This window comes from Undibacterium sp. YM2 (assembly GCF_009937975.1).
Classification (GTDB): domain Bacteria; phylum Pseudomonadota; class Gammaproteobacteria; order Burkholderiales; family Burkholderiaceae_D; genus Undibacterium.
Window position 1 is genome coordinate 3,391,755 of sequence record NZ_AP018441.1, and the last position, 19,895, is coordinate 3,411,649.

Below are 19,895 nucleotides of genomic sequence, written 5' to 3' on the forward strand. Positions count from 1 at the left end.
TACAGAGGCGGGCCTGGCCCGCCCCTTTCGTCATTTATTTACATCATACATAGCTCAAGGCAATTCAAATCTTCGCAGTCCTGGATAGACGTTTTGCGACCTTGATTTCACTGAGTTTTTGCTTGATGGCTTCAGGCAAGGGCTCGGATTTACCCGTCTCGGCAGATACCCACACCACTTTAGCCCCACCCTCGGCATACAGGGCATAACCATCACCGACTGAACGCATTTCCTGTATGGTTTCAAAACTGCTGCGGCCTGCTGCGCCGATATAGGTACACACTTCCACCTGTCCCGGATATTTCAGGGGCTTCTTGAAGGTGCAATAGGCATTGACGATCACCGGGCCATTACCCTTGTCATCCGGCAGGCACCCCATCATGCTCAGCCATTCTATCCGCGCCTGCTCCATATAACGGAAATACACGGTATTGTTGACATGGCCCATGGCATCCATATCTCCCCACCGGATAGGAATGGTGACGGTATAGACCAGTTTCTTTTCCGTGACCTTGTTCTCTATCATTGCACGCTCATACCGTCATCGGCAGTAACGATGGCACCATTGAGGAAGCGGGATTCTTCCGCCGCCAGCAAGAGCAACAAACCATCGAGGTCTTCTGGTGTACCAACACGTTTTCTTGGCAGCATATCGACCAGTTTCTGACCTGCATCGGTAGAGAAATAGTCAGAATTGATTTCAGTCGAAATATAGCCTGGGCAAATCGCATTCACATTGATACCATACTTGCCCCACTCCACTGCCATGGCCTTGGTCATGTGCACCACGGCGGCTTTGCTCATGCAGTAAATGCCTATTTGCGGCAAGACGCGCAGACCGGCTACTGAAGCGATATTGATGATGCGATGTTGTTTTTTTGGATCACCCTTGTGACGGGCGATCATGCGCTTGGCCGCTTCCTGCGCGACGAAAAACGCACCGCGCTGATTGGTATCCATGACATAGGCATAATCATCAGGCGTCACATCGACCAGGCGTTGTGTGGTAGATACACCAGAATTATTGATGAGGATATCGATAGGACCAGCCTCAGTCTCTGCATGGGCAATCGCTGATTTGATGCTGCCGTAATCCGTAACGTCCAGAGCAACCACATGGGCAGCGCCGCCTTCAGACTCGATCTCGGCACGCAATTCCTTGAGCCTGTCTATACGGCGCGAGGCCAGCACGACCTGCGCACCTGCCTGTGCCAGGATTTTGGCAAACCGTGCGCCAAGGCCGCTGGAAGCGCCAGTTACCAATGCAATCTTGCCTTCGAAATTGACTTCTATGCCCATCTGATTCTCCACGAATAATTTGAATAAGCTTACTACTCTATCTACCCGCTATGATGACATACTGATTATGCTTGTGTTGTATGGATTTGAATTAGTTGAGGATATTTACAGAAATTTTCCTGTCATTTCACATGATCTTGATGCACACCAAAGTTGGCTCTGCGATAATTCCGAGTGTTTTGTACATCCACAACAATAAAAATTCGAGCACACCCTCGCTTGCGCAATACATTCACAGCAGATAACATGCTGAGAGCAAATAAGCACGCTCGTTCGAAAATCTTCAGAAAGTGAAAATAGCCATGACACAAAGCATACTTGAACAGTACGGCCCACGCGACGCGATGGAATATGACGTCGTCGTCGTCGGTGGCGGACCCGCTGGCCTGTCAGCAGCCATCAAGATCAAGCAACTGGCCGCAGAAAAAGGTACGGAAGTCTCAGTTTGCGTACTCGAAAAAGGCGGTGAGCCTGGTGCCCACATCCTGTCTGGTGCCGTCATGGACCCCAAGGCCCTGACTGAACTCTTTCCCAACTGGAAGGAAATGGGTGCCCCCTGAACACTGAAGTGACAGAAGACCGCGTTCTTATCCTGACAGAAACCAAGGCTTACCGCACGCCTAACTGGATGCTGCCAGCCTGTTTCGAGAATCATGGCAATTACATCGTCTCGCTGGCCAATGTGACCCGCTGGCTGGGTCATCAGGCCGAAGCGCTGGGCGTAGAGGTATTCCCAGGCTTTGCTGCGGCAGAAGTCTTGTATAACGAAGATGGTTCCGTCAAAGGTGTTGCAACTGGCAATATGGGCGTAGATCGCCACGGCCAGCCCTCCTCTTCTTTCCAGCTTGGCATGGAGTTGCATGCCAAGTACACGCTGTTTGCTGAGGGTGCCCGCGGTCACCTGGGCAAGCAAGTCATTGCCAAATACGATTTGAACAAGGGCAAAGACCCGCAATCTTATGGCATAGGTATCAAGGAATTGTGGGAAATCGATCCCAAACAACATAAGCCAGGCCTGGTCGTGCACACGACCGGCTGGCCCCTGATGGACCAGTACAGCGGTTCTTTCCTGTACCACCTCGAAGACAATCTGGTGGCAGTTGGTTATGTGGTTGGCCTTGCCTATGAAAACCCTTACCTGTCGCCTTACGAAGAATTCCAGCGCTTCAAGACCCATCCCGCTATCCGGACCTTCTTTGAAGGCGGCAAGCGCGTTTCTTATGGTGCACGTGCCATTACTGCCGGTGGCCTGCAATCCTTGCCCAAACTGGTGTTCCCGGGTGGTGCATTGATAGGTTGCGATGCTGGCTTCCTCAATATGAGCCGCATCAAGGGTAGTCACGCTGCGATCAAGACCGGCATGCTGGCCGCCACTGCCGCATTTGAAGCAGTATCAGCCAACCGCCAGCATGATGAGCTGAGTGCTTATTCAACTGCGTTCGAGCAATCCTGGCTGCATGAAGAGCTGTACACTGCGCGCAATGTCAAACCCCTGCTCAAGCGCGGCACTTATGGTTCACCACTGGTATGGCTGGACCAGGTGGTCTTGCGCGGCAAGGCACCGTGGACGCTGCATCACAGCAAGGCTGATCATGAATGCCTGCGCCCTGCTTCAGAATTCACGCCCATCGTTTATCCAAAACCCGATGGCAAGCTGACTTTTGACCGCCTGTCTTCGGTGTTTATTTCCAATACCAACCATGCGGAAGACCAGCCCATTCATCTGACCTTGAAAAATGCCGATATCCCGGTCTCAGTCAACCTGGCAAAATTTGCCGGACCTGAGTCACGCTACTGCCCGGCTGGAGTGTATGAATTCGTGAAAACCGAAGAAGGCGCTGACCGCCTGCAAATCAATGCGCAAAACTGCGTGCATTGCAAGACCTGCGACATCAAGGACCCGACACAGAATATCGTCTGGGTGACGCCTGAAGGTGGGGGAGGTCCCAATTATCCAAACATGTAGCATGAGGTGCTGATTTAGCTACTGCGCCGCCTTACTTTTAGCCTGCTGTTTTTGCAAAATCGTCGCCGTACGCTTGTACGACTGCGCTTCTTAACTAAAATTAAGACCGCTCGCTACGCTTACTCAGCGCCTCCTGTTACGGAAATTGGATAACAGAAACCAAACGAAAAAGCCGCTAATTAGCGGCTTTTTCGTTTTCAGAACTTTTTGCAATTCCTAACTGCAATCACCACTTACCGGCCAGGATTTTCTCCAGCCAGAATGTGCCTATGACGGTTTTCACGTCAGTGATCTGGCCGGATTTGATCCAGTCCAGCATTTCTGGCAATGTGGCGGTGAATACTTCGAGGAACTCTTCTTCGTCCAGGGCAGCCTGCCCTGCTGTCAGGCCTTTGGCCAGGTAGATGTCCAGATGTTCGTCGGAGTAAGCGATGGCGTTGTGTATGGTGCAGACGAAAGACCAGTCACTGGCTGTATAGCCAGTTTCTTCGCGCAACTCGCGCTGGGCGCACAGTAAGGGGTCTTCACCTTCATCTATCTTGCCAGCAGGGAATTCTATGAAGACCTGGTGTAAAGGATAGCGGAACTGTTTTTCCAGCAGGATGCGACCATCGTCAAACAAGGGAATGATAACCACAGCGCCAGGGTGACGTATGTATTCACGGGTGGCAGTCTGCCCATCCGGCAAGGACACGACATCTTTATCAACCTTCAGAAAACTGCCTTCATACACCAGCTCACTGCTGATCTTGTCTTCTTGCAGATCAAGTTTGCTCGTGACTTTCTCAACCATGATCGCGCTTCAGGTAACGGTACACAAAACCGGGGAAAGCCAATACCAGGAACAGGCAAGCATTGATGGCGTAAAATTCCCATCCTTGCGGAAAGCGGTTACCTGCGGCAGACTCAAGAACAAAGGCGATTCCACCGACACAGAAATACAGGATGATAAGTTCAAGGAGGCGTAACCACAAGGACTTGACCTGAACCATATTTAATTGCGCCGATAGTTCGGGCTGTGCAGGCATGGGGCGCATGGGCGCCTCATTCGTGGTAATTGCTGCCGCATTTGCATCGTCGTCTGTAGTTTCTGCAACAATCAAATTGGCTGCAGATGAGGACGCGGATTTCCAAAAGAAAATAGATTTGAGAAATGCAAAGCGCTGCAAGCCTATGATAGCAAAGCAGCGCTCATTCAAAAAAGGCAGGTTGGCAGCCAAAACTGCCAACACGATGATCAACCAGCTTGATGCAGAATTACCCACTGCTGGCCGTATCAGTATTTAAGTGTATTGGAGATGGCGTTCACGCAGGCTGTCATCAGCGAGCCTGGCAAAATACCCATGACCACGACAATCAGGCCATTCACACTCAGGACCATGCGCATGTCAGCGCTGGCAACGATAGGGCTATTATCTACCGGATCATCAAAATACATGAGTTTGACGATACGCAGATAATAGAAAGTACCTATCAGCGAGAACAGTACTGCAACGATAGCCAGCCACAATTTGCCAGTCGATAAGACCGCCTGCAGAACAGACAGCTTGGCATAGAAGCCCATCATAGGTGGAATACCAGCCAGCGAGAACATCAACAGCAGCATGACGAGGGCAAACCATGGATTGCGCTTGTTCAGGCCTTTCAGGTCTTCCAGGTTTTCTGCTTCAAAACCTGAGCGTGCCAGCAACATGATGACGCCAAAAGTACCCAGCGTCGTCAATACATAGGTGATGCTGTAGAACATGGAAGAGCTGTAAGCATCGACTGCCAGGTCAGAATTACCATTTGCCACGCCAGACAACATGCCCAGCAACATGAAACCCATTTGCGAAATGGTGGAATAAGCCAGCATACGCTTCAAGTTGGTTTGCGCTATCGCGGTCAGATTACCTATCGCCATCGACAAGACCGCCAGCACTACCAGCATCTGTTGCCAATCCACCGCCAGCGGGAACAGGCCCTCGACCAGCAAGCGGAAGGTAATTGCAAACGCGGCCAGTTTAGGTGCACCACCCAGTAGCAAAGTCACCGCAGTTGGCGCACCCTGATACACGTCAGGTACCCACATATGGAAAGGAACCACACCCAGTTTGAATGCCAGACCCGCAACCAGGAAAACGATACCGAACACCAGGATGGTTTTGTTTGCCGTAGCTGTTGCAGTGACTTTAACAACTTCATTCAACTGCAAAGAGCCAGTAGCACCGTACAACATGGAAATACCATACAACATGAAACCGGACGCCAGCGCACCGAGGATGAAGTACTTCATCGCCGCTTCAGTAGAAACAGTATGGTCGCGACGCAGGGCAACCAGGGCATACAGTGACAGGGACATCAATTCCAGACCCAGATAGATCACCAGGAAGTTGTTACCAGAAATCATCACCATCTGGCCCAGCAAGGCAAACAGGGCCAACACATAGTACTCACCACCAAGGTGGGTATTGGTCATCGCACGGTCGCTGACGTACTGGCGGGAATAAATCAGGGTCACGCCTACTGCAATGTAAGAAAACAGTTTCAGCAGTACGGCCATGGGGTCAGAAACGAACATATTGTTACTGACGTATTCCGACTTCACCGGATCAGCGAATGTCACTGTCAGGACACCACAGATCGTCAATGCCAGTATGCTGAGCGCATAAGTCACATTGCGTTTGCTGTCCGGCAAAAACATATCAGTCAGCAAGATGCCGCAAATCGCCAGCAGCAAAAAGATTTCAGGGTAAAGTGGTATCAGGTTCATATTATTCAATTTTTACTAGCATTGATCTGCTGCCACGACTATCTGATACAGACTGCCGTGGCTTGCGTATCCAAATTCCCGGTCAAGGTATCAGCTTAGGGACTGCCACATGTCGCAACAGATCGGCTACCGACACCTGCATTGCATCTGTAAATGGCGCCGGATACAAACCCATCACCAATACCGCTATTGCCAACACACCCAGCATGAAGAATTCACGTTTATTCAGGTCACTCAGGTGAGCTACATGCTCATTCGTGATATTGCCAAACACAACGCGCTTGACCATCCACAAAGAGTAAGCTGCACCAAAAATCAGGGCTGTTGCTGCCAGCATGCCTATCCAGAAATTAAACTGCACCGCACCCAGGATAACCATGAACTCGCCGACGAAACCGGAAGTTGCCGGCAAGCCGCAGTTAGCCATGGAGAACAGCACGAACAAGGCAGCAAATTTAGGCATGGTATTAACCACACCACCGTAGTCAGCAATTTCACGGGAATGTACGCGGTCATACAAGACACCGATACACAGGAACATCGCGCCAGAGATAAAGCCGTGGGAAATCATTTGTACGATAGCGCCCTGCACTGACATGTCGTTAAACATGAAGAAGCCCAGAGTCACAAAGCCCATATGCGCAATCGAAGAATACGCCACCAGCTTTTTCATATCTTTTTGTACCAATGCCACCAGGCCGATGTAAATAACAGCGATCAGCGACAACGTGATCATGAAACCTGCCATGTAATGGCTGGCGTCAGGAGCGATAGGCAAAGAGAAACGCAGGAAACCATAAGCACCCAGTTTCAACATGATGGCTGCCAACACCACAGAACCACCAGTAGGCGCTTCTACGTGAGCGTCTGGCAACCATGTATGTACTGGCCACATAGGAACCTTGACTGCAAACGCCATCAGGAAGGCGCAGAAAATCATGATCTGGGTCGTCAACGGCAAAGGCAGTTTATGCCATACCAGGATATCGAAGGAATGACCCGCTTTCAGGTACAGGTAGATGATGGCAACCAGCGTCAGCAGAGAGCCCATCAGTGTGTACAGGAAGAACTTGAATGCAGCATATACACGGTTCGGGCCACCCCAGACACCGACGATGATGTACATAGGGATCAGCGTGGCTTCAAAGAAGACATAGAACAACATGCCATCAGTTGCGCAGAACACACCTATCATCAGGCCAGACAAGATCAGGAAGGCACCCATGTACTGAGCGACTTGTTTTTCTATGACTTCCCATGCAGCAATTACGACGATTACGGTGATGAAAGCTGTCAGAGGCACCAGCCACAAAGAGATACCGTCTATGCCCAGTGCATAGAACACATTGAAGCGTTCTATCCAGCTGTATTTTTCAACAAACTGCATGCCATGCGCAGCATTGTCAAACAGCTTGATCAAAGGCAGCGTGACAATAAAGCTGCAGATAGAACCGATCAGTGCAACACCGCGCACCAGGGAGGGATTGTTATCGCGCCCGAATGCCAGTATGAAGATACCGAAAACTATCGGTAACCAGATCGAAAGGCTAAGTAGAGTAGAAGTTGACTGCATAGTAATTATCTTTTTATAGCCGTGGTCACTTATTTAGCAAAGGGAAACAGCACTGTATAAGCCAGGAATCCCATCACGCCGAGTATCATCACAAATGCATAGTGATAGATATAACCACTCTGCAAATGACGTATCAGTTTGGAGACCCAGCCAACCAGTTTTGCGCTGCCGTTAACTACCAGGCCATCGATAAGGCCTTTGTCACCAATATTCCACAAGCCACCACCGAGTACACGTGCACCACCAGCAAACACGATCTCGTTGAAGCGATCCATGTAGTATTTGTTGTCCAGCAAAGTGTAGAGTGGCATGACGGCATTCTTGATCTTGGCTGGAATTTCAGGCTTGACCATGTAGAACACATAAGCAGTCACCACACCAAACAGTGCCAGCCAGAATGGTGGCGTCAGGAACGAGTGCAAGCCCATTGCACCAGCACCATGGAATTCATGATGCAGCTCTTCCATTGCGTGATGTGCTTCATTAACAAAGATCACGTCCTTGAAGAAGCCGCCAAACAGCATGGGTTCAATCGCAATCGCACCAATAAACAGCGAAGGAATTGCCAGCAAGACCAGTGGCAACCAGACAACCATAGGTGACTCGTGTGGTTTTTGACCTGGAGCCAGACCATGATGATGATCGTCATGGTGGTCGTCAGCAGCATGGTGATCATCTTGATGATCATGGGCATGCGCCTTGCCAAAGTTTTCCTTACCGTGGAAGACCAGGAAATACATGCGGAAGGAATAGAATGCCGTGACAAACACACCTGCCAGCACAGCAAACTGCGCAAAACCGGCACCTGGTAAATGACTAGCCTGCACTGCTTCAATAATACTGTCCTTGGAATAGAAGCCGGACAGGAAAGGCGTACCTATCAATGCCAGAGAACCAGCCAGGGAAGTCAGCCAGGTGATAGGCATGTATTTTCTCAAGCCACCCATGTTGCGGATGTCCTGATCATGATGCATACCGATAATCACGGAACCCGCACCAAGGAACAACAGCGCTTTAAAGAAGGCATGTGTCATCAGATGGAATACCGCAACCGAGTAAGCAGAAGCACCCAGTGCCACTGTCATATAACCCAGTTGTGACAACGTGGAATAAGCCACGACGCGCTTGATATCGTTCTGGATGATGCCCATGAAACCCATGAACAGCGCAGTAATCGCACCTATCACCAGGATGAAGGACAAGGCAGTGTCAGACAATTCAAACAATGGTGACATGCGTGACACCATGAAGATACCTGCGGTAACCATGGTCGCCGCGTGGATCAGTGCAGAAATCGGGGTCGGGCCTTCCATCGAGTCTGGCAACCAGACATGCAGAGGGAATTGTGCAGACTTACCCATCGCACCGATGAACAGGCAGATACAGGCAACAGTGATCAACATCCAGTCAGTGTGCGGCAACAACATCGCTGCCAGTTCATTTTTCTTGGCGAATACTTCAACATAGTTCATGGAACCAGTGTTAGCGACCAGCAAGCCTATGCCCAGGATGAAACCAAAGTCACCAACACGGTTGACCAGAAAGGCTTTCATGTTGGCGTAGATTGCCGTTGGTTTGGTGTACCAGAAACCGATCAGCAAATAAGAAACCAGACCCACAGCCTCCCAGCCAAAGAACAATTGCAGGAAGTTGTTACTCATGACCAGCATCAGCATGGCAAAGGTGAACAGGGAGATATACGAGAAGAAGCGGTTATAGCCTTCGTCTTCTGCCATATAGCCTATGGTGTAGATATGCACCATCAGCGACACAAAGGTCACGACGCACATCATCATGGCTGTCAGGCTATCAACCATGAAGCCAACTTCCAGCTTCATGTTGCCGACCTTCATCCATTGATACAGGGTTTCGTTATAGGTTGCGCCATCCATCACGGCAGACAAGGTCATGCAGGAGATGATCAGTGCAATCAGTACACCAAGTATGGTGACTGTATGCGATACCTTGCGGCCAACCACATTGCCAAAAAACTTCGTTCCTAGCAGACCTGCAATAGCAGACCCGACCAGGGGCGCCAGTGGTACTGCCAATAATAATTGTGGGTTAAGTTGCCCCGCCATGATGACCCTTTGTTAGCTTTATTACTTTTCTAAATCGCCAGCCTATACCGGACTACCGGACTGCCGCAGCAGACGGCAATCCGCACCATTAACCTGATTAACCTTTTAATGCATCCAGATCTTCGACATTGATGGTATCCAGATTACGGAACAAGACCACCAGAATCGCCAGACCTATCGCTGACTCAGCAGCAGCGACGGTAAGTATGAAGAACACGAATACCTGCCCTGCTGCATCACCCAGATAATGGGAGAACGCGATGAAATTGATATTCACGGCCAGCAACATCAATTCAATCGCCATCAGCAAGACGATGATGTTTTTACGGTTGAGGAAAATACCGACGATGGAAATCGCAAACAGGATTGCGCCCAAAATCAGGTAATGCGTCAAACTCAAAGTCAAAGCCATTTAAGCCTCCGGATTCACAGTAGCTGCCGCAGCAGTGGCATTATTCTCGGCGCGTTCGGATTCAGCTTTCATGCTGACGATACGGATACGGTCCTTGGCTTTTACTTTGACTGCCGCAGCAGGATCAAAATATTTGCTGTCTTTGCGACGACGCAAAGTCAAAGCAACTGCAGCGATAATAGCCAGCAACAGGATCGCCGCTGCAACCTCAAAAGCAAACTGGTAATGCGTGAAAATTTCCATGCCCAGGTACTTGGTGTTACCTATCTTGTCAGCTGCTGCCGGTACATGATTGTCCGGACGCAAAAAGCCGCGCAGCAAGACTGCCGACATTTCCAGTACGATAATGACACCGACTGCCGCAGCCAATGGAAAGTGACTCCAGAAACCTTCCCTGAGTTTGTCGAGATTGATGTCCAGCATCATCACAACGAACAAGAACAGCACCATGACCGCACCTACATACACCAGTACCAGCACGATAGCCAGGAACTCAGCTTTCAACAGCAACCAGATACCTGCAGCGTTGAAGAAAGTCAGCACCAGGAACAAGGCCGCATGCACGGGGTTACGTGCAGAAATGACCTGGATCGCAGCGACTATCATGATCGCTGCGAAAACATAAAATAAAACGGTAGTAAATTCCATATCGAACCAGGTCCAGTTAGCGGTATGTGGCATCAGCGGCGCGCGCTGCTGCAATTTGTGGCTCGTAACGATCACCTACAGCCAGCAACATCTCTTTGGTGAAATACAGGTCACCGCGTTTTTCACCGTGATATTCCAGTACATGGGTTTCCACGATGGAATCGACCGGGCAAGACTCTTCGCAAAAACCGCAAAAAATGCACTTGGTCAGGTCAATGTCATAACGGGTAGTACGGCGGCTGCCATCAGCACGTTGATCAGATTCGATCGTAATTGCCATTGCCGGGCAGACTGCTTCACACAATTTACAGGCGATGCAACGTTCTTCCCCGTTCGGGTAGCGACGCAGAGCATGCAGACCACGGAAACGTGGAGACTGAGGTGTTTTTTCCTCAGGAAATTGCACCGTGATCTTGCGGGCGAACATATAGCGGCCTGTCAGGGCGAGGCCCTTGATCAGTTCGCGCAGCATCAGGCTGCCAAAAAAATCCTTGATTGCTTCCATTTTTTTAGCCTCTTACTTCCAAATATTCCAGGATGTCTGCATCCATGCTGCGACGATAACCAGATAAACAATGGTCAGCGGGATAAATACTTTCCAACCCAGACGCATGATCTGGTCATAGCGATAGCGTGGGAAAGATGCGCGTGCCCAGATAAACATGGAAACCACAACAAAAGTCTTGATACCGAGCCAGATCCAGCCAGGAATGAAATCCAGGAAGCTGAACGGTGCAGACCAGCCGCCGAGGAACATCAAAGATGCCATGGCAGAGATCAGAATCATGTTGGCGTATTCAGCCAGGAAGAACATGGCGAAAGACATACCAGAGTATTCAACCATGTGACCGGCAACGATCTCGGATTCACCCTCAACCACGTCAAACGGATGGCGGTTGGTTTCAGCAATACCGGAAATCACATACACCACGAACATAGGCAACAGCGGCAACCAATTCCATGAGAACAGGTTGAAACCATGGCTGGCGGCAAAACCCTTGGTCTGCGCATTGACGATATCCGTCATATTCAAACTGCCAGATACCATCAGCACGATAACGAGTACAAAGCCCATGGCGATTTCATAGGAAACCATTTGCGCAGATGCACGCATGGCACCAAGGAAAGCATACTTGGAGTTGGATGCCCAACCGGCGATGATGATGCCGTAAACTTCCATCGAGGTGATTGCCATGATCAGCAGCAAGCCTGCATTGACGTTTGCCAATACAGTTTCAGGGCCGAAAGGAATCACCGACCAGGCTGCCAGCGCAGGCATGATGGTCATGATAGGAGCCAGCACGAACAAGACTTTATTGGCCTTGGCGGGGATGACGATTTCTTTGAGCAACAGCTTCAGCGCGTCAGCAATAGGTTGCAGCAAACCCGCAGGCCCCACGCGGTTAGGACCAAGACGGATATGCATCCAGCCTATCATCTTGCGTTCCCACAAGGTCAGGTAGGCGACGCAACCCATGACTGGCAAGGTGATGCAGACAATCTTGAGGAAGGTCCACAAAGGCATCCAAGCAGCCCCCAGATAGTGCTGACCAAATTCATGGATAGAGAGCAGCAAATTCATTATGCACGCTCCAGTTTGATGGCACCGAACATGCCGTCCAAATTACTTGTCAGGCTATGGCCTGCAGCGATCCTGACCACATTATCAGGCAGAGATTTATCTATTCCGACGGGGATCAGGGTAGAACCTGTTTTGCTCAGTCTGACCATGTCACCTTCGGCGATGCCGAGCTTGCTGGCATCAGCAGAGCTGATCCATGCTTGCGGTGCACGTGCATCGGCTGTCAGTTGCAGGGATTCTGCACGGCGTACGATAGCGTCTGTGCTGTAAATACCAACGTCAGCAATACGTTCCATGCCAGCAGCTGCGTTAGCAGGAACTGATGGAGCCAGTTTGGATGAGTTGTTCAACTGTGTAGTCAGGTCAGCTTGCGTCAATACTGTTGCGCGCACAGCTTCTGCTGTCTCAAAATCAAAGTTGTCCAGACCCAGCAAATTGCCAAGTACGCGCAAGACTTTCCATGCAGGACGGGTATCGCCTAGAGGTTTGACCACACCGTGGAAACTTTGTGCACGGCCTTCGCAGTTCACGAAAGTACCGGATGTTTCTGTGTAAGGTGAAACTGGCAGCAAGACGTCAGCATATTCAGCGCCGTGCTTGAATGGCGACATGACGACAACCATTTCAGCACTATCCAAAGCTGCCTTGGCTTGTACCGGATGCGCGCTGTCAAGCAAAGGCTCGGCGTGCAAAACGATGTAAGCTTTTTTGGCTTCAGTGAATACTGGTTTGGCATTTTTGGCAGGGATCGCATTTGCGAGGTAGCCGCCAACAGTGTTTGCCGCTTCTGTCAGATAACCAAATTCTGTAGCTGCGTTTTCGGCTATCCACTGTGCCAGTGCATGCAATTGCGATGCTTCTGGATGGTAAGACGCTGCATTACCGAGGAATACACCGGCATTGCCGGCCAGCAGGCTGGCCGCAATTGCTTCTGCTTTTGCAGATGCTTGTACGGCTTCGAAGCCAGCTGGTTTGGCGATTTCTTTTTTGACTGCGATAGCAACGGCAACTTCAGCCAGGAAGGCTGTCCACAGCGATGGAGCTACGATTGCATTATTCGCCAGCTTGATGAGCAATTCATCATTCGTTGCGTGCAGGATGTTCAGCTTGGCACCCATTTTTACTGACTGACGCAGACGCGCTGCCAGCAAAGGATGGTCTTTACGCAGGAAAGAACCGATCACGAAAACGTTTTTCAACTGACCAAATCTGGCGATGCTGGTACCCAGCCAAGGCTTGACAGAAGAATCCAGCGCAAAGTCAGACTGACGCAGACGGAAATCAACATTATCAGAACCCAGGCCACGGACAACGAGTTGCAGCAGTGTCAGTTCTTCCAGAGTGGAGCTAGGTGCAGCAACCGCGGCGATAGCATCAGCGCCATGTTCATGCTTGACGTTACGCAGACCATGCGCGACATATTCCAGCGCTGTCTGCCAGTCAGTTTCCTGCCATTGGCCGCCCTGCTTGATCATGGGCTTGGTCAGGCGTTCTGTGCTGTTCAGTGCTTCGTAAGAGAAGCGGTCTTTGTCAGAAATCCAGCACTCATTGATGTCTTCATTTTCCAGTGGGACCACACGCATGACCTTGTTGTTCTTGACCTGAACTATCAGGTTGGAACCCAGGCCATCATGGGCACTGACCGATTTACGGCGTGACAATTCCCAGGTGCGGGCGGAATAGCGGAAAGGCTTGGATGTCAGTGCGCCGACTGGGCACAGATCGATCATGTTGCCGGACAATTCGGAATCAACCGTTTTACCGACGAAGGAAGTGATTTCAGAATGCTCGCCACGGTTGAGCATGCCCAGTTCCATGACGCCAGCAATTTCCTGGCCGAAACGTACGCAGCGTGTGCAGTGTATGCAACGACTCATTTCTTCCATGGATACCAGAGGACCTACATCCTTGTGGAAAACCACGCGTTTTTCTTCTTCGTAGCGGGATGCCGTGCCACCGTATCCAACTGCCAGATCCTGCAGTTGACATTCACCACCTTGATCGCAGATAGGACAATCCAGCGGGTGATTGATGAGCAGGAATTCCATCACTGCTTTTTGTGCTTTTACTGCCTTGTCGCTGGAAGAACGGACGATCATGCCCGGCGTAACCGGAGTCGCGCAGGCAGGCAAAGGTTTAGGTGCTTTTTCAACCTCAACCAGACACATGCGGCAGTTGGCCGCAATAGATAATTTTTTGTGATAGCAAAAATGCGGGATGTAAGTGCCAAGCTTATTGGCAGCATCCATCACCATACTGCCCTCTTGGACTTCGACTTTTTTGCCGTCTATTTCGATTTCAACCATGGTCTACTCTAAGTGTGCTAACCGAAGCTGGCTTACATGTAAGTGGGCACCAAGCAATGCTTATGCTCGATGTGATATTCAAATTCTTCGCGGAAATTCTTGATCATTGCGCGTACCGGCATCGCAGCTGCATCACCGAGGGCACAGATAGTCTTGCCTTGAATATTGTCAGCAATGGAGTTCAGCATATCCAGATCATCCGGACGGCCATGACCATGCTCTATCCTGTGCACCATGCGATACAACCAGCCGGTACCTTCGCGGCAAGGTGTGCACTGACCACAGGATTCTTCAAAATAGAAATAAGACAGGCGCAACAGTGACTTGACCATGCAGCGTGTTTCATCCATGACGATGACAGCACCAGAACCCAGCATGGAACCGGCCTTGGCGATGGAGTCATAATCCATGTCAGTCGCCATCATCACATCACCAGTCAATACCGGCATGGATGAACCACCAGGTATCACTGCCTTGATTTTTTTACCGTCACGCATGCCGCCAGCCAACTCCAGCAAAGTGGCAAACGGCGTACCCAAAGGTACTTCGTAATTACCAGGTTTTGCTACGTCGCCAGACATGGAGAAAATCTTGGTGCCGCCATTGTTAGGCTTGCCTAGTGCAGCGTATTTCTCACCGCCCATGGCCAGCACAAAAGGTACGGCTGCAAAAGTTTCTGTGTTATTGATCGTGGTTGGCTTGCCATACAAACCAAAACTGGCCGGGAAAGGCGGCTTGAAGCGTGGCTGCCCTTTCTTGCCTTCCAGCGATTCCAGCAAGGCTGTTTCTTCGCCGCAGATGTAGGCGCCATAGCCGTGGAAAGCATGCAACTGGAAATTAAAATCGGAACCGGCGATTTTGTCACCCAACATGCCCGCAGCGCGCGCCTCTTCGATCGCTTCCTCGAAACGGTCGTAGTCAGCAAAAATTTCACCATGGATATAGTTGTAACCTACCGTGATGCCCATGGCGTAAGCGCCTATGGCCATGCCTTCAATCAGCGCATGCGGGTTATAACGGATGATGTCGCGATCCTTGAATGTACCAGGTTCACCCTCATCTGTATTACAGACCAGATATTTTTGACCAGGGAACTGACGTGGCATGAAGCTCCACTTCAAACCGGTAGGAAAACCAGCACCACCGCGACCACGCAAGGAAGAAGCCTTCAACTCAGCAATGACTTGCTCAGGAGGGATTTTTTCATTCAGGATACGCTTCAGGGATTCATAGCCACCACGTGCTACGTAATCTTGCAGATGCCAGTTTTTGCCATCCAGGCCAGCCAATATCAAAGGTTTAATATGGCGATTATGCAGACTCGTCATTATTTAACCTCTTTCAATTCATTGACCAGACCGTCAATTTTTTCATTCGACATGAAGCTGCACATACGCTTGTTATTCACCAGCATCACAGGTGCGTCACCACAGGCACCCATGCATTCACCCTCAACCAGTGTAAACTGGCCGTCTGCCGTAGTTTCCCTGTAATCGATGCCGAGTTTTTGCTTCAGATGATGTGCTGCACGTTCGCCACCAGACAAGGCGCAAGGCAGATTGGTGCAGACCGAAATCTTGAACTTGCCCACCGGCTTGGTGTTGTACATATTGTAGAAAGTCGCGACTTCCTGCACTGCTACTGCGGGCATGCCGATGTAGTCAGCCAGAGTCTGCATGACTTCCGGGGAAACCCAGCCAGTTTCATCCTGCGCAATAGCCAATGCGGCCATCACAGCGGACTGCCGCTGGTCAGCCGGGAACTTTGCAAGTTCACGATCAATTTTTTTAAATGCCTGCTCTGATAACACCATAGCTAATGCCTCGATTCGACGTCCTCAGGACGCCGCTTTATCTGTCAATCTCACCAAACACAATATCCTGAGTACCGATGATCGTTACCGCATCAGCAATCATGTGACCTTTTGCCATTTCATCCAAACCCTGCAAATGCGCGAAACCTGGCGCACGGATTTTCAGACGATAAGGCTTGTTAGCACCATCGGACATCAAGTAAATACCAAACTCACCTTTTGGATGCTCAACTGCGGCATACGCTTCGCCAGCAGGAACATGAAAACCTTCAGTGAACAGTTTGAAGTGATGGATGAGTTCTTCCATATTCGACTTCATGTTCACACGATGTGGCGGTGCAACTTTGTGGTTATCAGTAATTACCGGGCCCTGGTTATTTCTCAGCCACTCTACGCATTGTTTGATGATGCGGTTGGACTGGCGCATTTCTTCCACGCGCACCAGATAACGGTCATAACTGTCACCATTGACACCAACTGGAATATCAAAATCCAGCAAGTCGTAAACTTCATACGGCTGCTTCTTGCGCAAATCCCATTCGATACCGGAGCCACGCAACATAGGACCAGTAAAGCCCATGGCCATGGCACGCTCAGGCGACACTACGCCGATACCAACCAGACGCTGTTTCCAGATACGGTTGTCGGTCAACAGTGTTTCGTATTCATCGACATATTTTGGGAAACGGTTGGTGAAGTCTTCGATGAAATCCAGCAGAGAACCCTGACGGTTTTCATTCAGCAACTTCATCGCTTTTTCATTCTTCAAAGCTGATGTCGTGAATTGCGGCATTTGATCCGGTAAATCACGATACACACCACCTGGACGATAGTAAGCAGCATGCAAACGTGCGCCTGAGACTGCTTCATAGCAATCCATCAGATCTTCACGTTCACGGAATGCGTACAGGAACACCGCCATCGCACCCACGTCCAGAGCATGCGCGCCTATCCACAGCAAGTGGTTCAGCAGACGCGTGATTTCATCAAACATGACGCGGATATACTGCGCACGCAAAGGCACTTCCAGACCCAGCATCTTTTCTATGGCCATGACATAGGCATGTTCATTGGCCATCATGGACACATAGTCCAGGCGATCCATGTAAGGCACAGATTGCAGGAAAGTTTTTTGCTCAGCCAGTTTTTCAGTCGCACGATGCAGAAGACCAATGTGCGGATCAGCACGTTGTATCACTTCACCGTCAAGCTCCAGCACCAAGCGCAACACACCGTGCGCAGCAGGATGCTGAGGACCAAAGTTCAGGGTGTAATTCTTAATCTCAGCCATTATTTCATCCCGTAATTTTCTTCACGAATCACACGCGGCACATTTTCGCGCGGCTCTATCGTGACAGGCTGGTAAACAACGCGCTTTTGATCTGCGTCATAGCGCATTTCAACATAGCCGGAAACTGGAAAATCTTTACGGAATGGATGACCGATGAAACCATAGTCGGTCAATATACGGCGCAAATCATTGTGACCATCAAACAGAATACCAAACAGGTCAAACGCTTCGCGCTCATACCAGTTAGCCGCATTCCAGATATCGATCAGCGAAGGCACGACCGGCATTTCATCATCCGCTGCAAACACGCGCACACGCAAACGCCAGTTATGTTTAATCGACAGCAAGTGTGAAACTGCAGCATAACGTGCACCTTCCCACAAACCATCGCCATAAGCAGAATAATCGACACCACAAAGGTCGATCAATTCTTCAAAACTGGTTTCCGCATGGTCACGCAAAGTGCGCATCACATCCAGATAAGCAGTTGCAGAAACCACGATGGTGATTTCACCCAGCGCATTCTTCAAGTCCAGAATACGCTCACCCAAGACATTTTTACTGCTGCCTCAAGGTTTTCCAGTTTGGTAGTCATAATTTATTATTGCCCCAGCGATCGCGCGATTAACGAGCAATGGTATTGGTACGTTTGATCTTGTTTTGCAACTGTATGATGCCGTACATCAGCGCCTCAGCGGTTGGCGGGCAACCTGGCACATAAATATCAACTGGCACAATACGGTCACAACCACGCACTACTGAATACGAATAATGGTAGTAACCGCCACCATTGGCGCAAGACCCCATGGAAATCACCCAACGCGGCTCAGCCATCTGGTCATACACCTTGCGCAACGCAGGCGCCATTTTGTTGCATAGCGTACCGGCAACAATCATGACATCAGACTGACGCGGCGATGGACGAAACACAACACCAAAGCGATCCAGATCATAGCGTGACGCACCAGCGTGCATCATCTCTACCGCACAGCAAGCCAGACCAAAAGTCATCGGCCACATGGACCCGGTACGCGTCCAGTTAATCAGCTTATCGGCTGTTGTCGTAACAAAGCCTTCGTTCAATACACCTTCAATTGCCATAATCCATCACTCCCAATCCAGAGCGCCTTTTTTCCAGATGTACCAAAATCCAACGCCAAACTCGAGCACGAAGCCAAACATAATCAGAAAACCTGTCCAACCCAGGTCACGCATTGCCACACCCCAAGGGAAGAAGAATGCCGTTTCCAGATCAAACAAAATAAACAGAATCGCGACCAGGTAATAACGCACATCGAACTTCATGCGCGCATCCTCAAATGCCTCAAAACCGCATTCGTAAGCAGAATTTTTTTGTGAGTCTGGTTTGTATGGAGCAAGAACACGCCCAGAATTTGCGGCACCACGCCAACGGCGATACCAACCAGAATAAAGAGAAGAACTGGGAAATAATTTTCGAGGTTCACGTTAGGCTACCTGTAATTGAATGCCAGATTGAAGCGAGATGTTTCTCAAGATCAGACAACAAGAAACATCCACTTCCTCGACTGGGCCAGCAAAGAAAACTGACCCTATTTTTTTGGTGCCGACGACGAGACTCGAACTCGTACAGCTTTCGCCACTACCCCCTCAAGATAGCGTGTCTACCAATTTCACCACGTCGGCTTAAGCCCAGCATTCTACTATGTATAGCCTCATTGTTCAACGCGCAATTGCAGCAATTCAATGTTTTTTGCTGAGCAAAATCAATTTATTTTGGAATCTGACCAGACTGAGCCGCAGAAGAGGCAGGCACAGATGCCGCAGATGCTGCACTTGCAGCAGGAGCCGATGCTGGCGCACTGGCCGCAGCGGCATTAGCTGCTGGCTGAGAAACGGTAGTAACACCCTCCATCACACCACCAGAAGGCTTGCGTGCACCGGTACTAAACACCGCCAGACCCAAAGTCGCCGCAAAAAATATCGCAGCAGCTATACCCGTTGCTTTGGACAAGAAATTCGAAGAACCCGTCGCACCAAACAAGCTACCAGAAGCGCCAGAGCCAAAAGAGGCACCCATATCAGCACCTTTACCGTGCTGCAATAAAACCAGACCAATAATTGTCAAAGCAGACAGAATCTGAATAACGATGACCAACGTGTGTAAAGTTTGCATTCAAAACATCCAAGTAA

19 protein-coding genes, 1 tRNA gene and 2 pseudogenes are annotated in these 19,895 nt (G+C 50.1%); 2 read left to right on the forward strand and 20 right to left on the reverse strand.

The annotated features are described in order from the left end of the window. Positions 1-64: 64 nt before the first annotated feature. A complete protein-coding gene (locus tag UNDYM_RS15305; RefSeq protein ID WP_162041801.1) occupies positions 65-526 on the reverse strand; it encodes a thioesterase family protein in 462 nt (153 codons plus the stop codon). Continuing rightward, on the reverse strand, positions 523-1,299 hold the full coding sequence (locus tag UNDYM_RS15310; protein ID WP_162041802.1) for an SDR family oxidoreductase: 777 nt from the start codon (positions 1,297-1,299) through the stop codon (positions 523-525). Before UNDYM_RS15310 ends, UNDYM_RS15305 begins: the two co-directional genes overlap by 4 nt. A gap of 302 nt (positions 1,300-1,601) precedes the next feature. Between UNDYM_RS15310 and UNDYM_RS31385 the strand changes: the two genes are divergently transcribed. Continuing rightward, positions 1,602-1,859, forward strand: a complete 258-nt coding sequence (locus tag UNDYM_RS31385) for an NAD(P)/FAD-dependent oxidoreductase (RefSeq protein WP_370529331.1) — start codon at positions 1,602-1,604, stop codon at positions 1,857-1,859. A gap of 290 nt (positions 1,860-2,149) precedes the next feature. Continuing rightward, positions 2,150-3,265, forward strand: coding sequence for an electron transfer flavoprotein-ubiquinone oxidoreductase (locus tag UNDYM_RS15315; RefSeq protein WP_370529486.1), 1,116 nt, complete (start codon positions 2,150-2,152; stop codon positions 3,263-3,265). Positions 3,266-3,491: 226 nt separating this feature from the next. Here UNDYM_RS15315 and UNDYM_RS15320 read toward each other — a convergent pair whose 3' ends face one another. From UNDYM_RS15320 to secG, 18 genes and pseudogenes are all read right to left on the reverse strand, one after another. Beyond that, the gene (locus UNDYM_RS15320) at positions 3,492-4,058 is read right to left on the reverse strand and encodes an NUDIX domain-containing protein (RefSeq protein ID WP_162041803.1); all 567 of its coding nucleotides are present in this window, start codon (positions 4,056-4,058) and stop codon (positions 3,492-3,494) included. Further along, the gene (locus UNDYM_RS31390; protein ID WP_370529332.1) at positions 4,051-4,530 is read right to left on the reverse strand and encodes a DUF2818 family protein; all 480 of its coding nucleotides are present in this window, start codon (positions 4,528-4,530) and stop codon (positions 4,051-4,053) included. Before UNDYM_RS31390 ends, UNDYM_RS15320 begins: the two co-directional genes overlap by 8 nt. A gap of 11 nt (positions 4,531-4,541) precedes the next feature. Beyond that, a complete protein-coding gene (gene nuoN, locus UNDYM_RS15335; protein WP_232063500.1) occupies positions 4,542-6,017 on the reverse strand; it encodes an NADH-quinone oxidoreductase subunit NuoN in 1,476 nt (491 codons plus the stop codon). 82 nt (positions 6,018-6,099) lie between these two features. Next, positions 6,100-7,590 carry an NADH-quinone oxidoreductase subunit M gene (locus UNDYM_RS15340; protein WP_162041805.1) on the reverse strand — a complete coding sequence of 497 codons (1,491 nt, stop codon included), beginning with the start codon at positions 7,588-7,590 and terminating at the stop codon, positions 6,100-6,102. A 29-nt stretch (positions 7,591-7,619) separates the two neighbouring features. Next, complete coding sequence (nuoL, locus tag UNDYM_RS15345) at positions 7,620-9,671, reverse strand: NADH-quinone oxidoreductase subunit L (RefSeq protein ID WP_162041806.1); 2,052 nt, start codon at positions 9,669-9,671, stop codon at positions 7,620-7,622. A 97-nt stretch (positions 9,672-9,768) separates the two neighbouring features. Beyond that, positions 9,769-10,083 carry an NADH-quinone oxidoreductase subunit NuoK gene (gene nuoK, locus UNDYM_RS15350; RefSeq protein ID WP_162041807.1) on the reverse strand — a complete coding sequence of 105 codons (315 nt, stop codon included), beginning with the start codon at positions 10,081-10,083 and terminating at the stop codon, positions 9,769-9,771. Further along, on the reverse strand, positions 10,084-10,731 hold the full coding sequence (locus UNDYM_RS15355) for an NADH-quinone oxidoreductase subunit J (RefSeq protein ID WP_162041808.1): 648 nt from the start codon (positions 10,729-10,731) through the stop codon (positions 10,084-10,086). It lies immediately after the preceding gene. A gap of 16 nt (positions 10,732-10,747) precedes the next feature. Beyond that, positions 10,748-11,236: an NADH-quinone oxidoreductase subunit NuoI gene (gene nuoI / locus UNDYM_RS15360; RefSeq protein ID WP_162041809.1), complete on the reverse strand. Its 489-nt coding sequence runs from the start codon at positions 11,234-11,236 to the stop codon at positions 10,748-10,750. Positions 11,237-11,248: 12 nt separating this feature from the next. Continuing rightward, positions 11,249-12,313, reverse strand: coding sequence for an NADH-quinone oxidoreductase subunit NuoH (gene nuoH, locus UNDYM_RS15365; protein WP_162041810.1), 1,065 nt, complete (start codon positions 12,311-12,313; stop codon positions 11,249-11,251). Next, complete coding sequence (gene nuoG / locus UNDYM_RS15370; protein WP_162041811.1) at positions 12,313-14,619, reverse strand: NADH-quinone oxidoreductase subunit NuoG; 2,307 nt, start codon at positions 14,617-14,619, stop codon at positions 12,313-12,315. The genes nuoH and nuoG overlap by 1 nt, the downstream gene beginning before the upstream one ends. Positions 14,620-14,651: 32 nt before the next feature. Beyond that, positions 14,652-15,947 (reverse strand): NADH-quinone oxidoreductase subunit NuoF, encoded by a 1,296-nt coding sequence (nuoF, locus tag UNDYM_RS15375; RefSeq protein WP_162041812.1) that lies wholly within the window; start codon positions 15,945-15,947, stop codon positions 14,652-14,654. Further along, positions 15,947-16,432 carry an NADH-quinone oxidoreductase subunit NuoE gene (gene nuoE, locus UNDYM_RS15380; RefSeq protein ID WP_162041813.1) on the reverse strand — a complete coding sequence of 162 codons (486 nt, stop codon included), beginning with the start codon at positions 16,430-16,432 and terminating at the stop codon, positions 15,947-15,949. Before nuoE ends, nuoF begins: the two co-directional genes overlap by 1 nt. A gap of 37 nt (positions 16,433-16,469) precedes the next feature. Then, a complete protein-coding gene (locus UNDYM_RS15385) occupies positions 16,470-17,723 on the reverse strand; it encodes an NADH-quinone oxidoreductase subunit D (RefSeq protein ID WP_162041814.1) in 1,254 nt (417 codons plus the stop codon). After that, a pseudogene (locus UNDYM_RS15390) lies at positions 17,723-18,318 on the reverse strand (NADH-quinone oxidoreductase subunit C). The gene UNDYM_RS15385 and the pseudogene UNDYM_RS15390 overlap by 1 nt, the downstream one beginning before the upstream one ends. Before the next feature lie 29 nt (positions 18,319-18,347). Beyond that, positions 18,348-18,824, reverse strand: a complete 477-nt coding sequence (locus tag UNDYM_RS15395) for an NADH-quinone oxidoreductase subunit B family protein (RefSeq protein WP_162041816.1) — start codon at positions 18,822-18,824, stop codon at positions 18,348-18,350. 6 nt (positions 18,825-18,830) lie between these two features. Beyond that, positions 18,831-19,189: pseudogene (locus UNDYM_RS15400) on the reverse strand (NADH-quinone oxidoreductase subunit A). Positions 19,190-19,303: 114 nt separating this feature from the next. Next, a tRNA-Leu gene (locus tag UNDYM_RS15405) sits at positions 19,304-19,388 on the reverse strand. 85 nt (positions 19,389-19,473) lie between these two features. Beyond that, positions 19,474-19,878: a preprotein translocase subunit SecG gene (gene secG, locus UNDYM_RS15410; RefSeq protein ID WP_162041817.1), complete on the reverse strand. Its 405-nt coding sequence runs from the start codon at positions 19,876-19,878 to the stop codon at positions 19,474-19,476. Positions 19,879-19,895 lie beyond the last annotated feature (17 nt).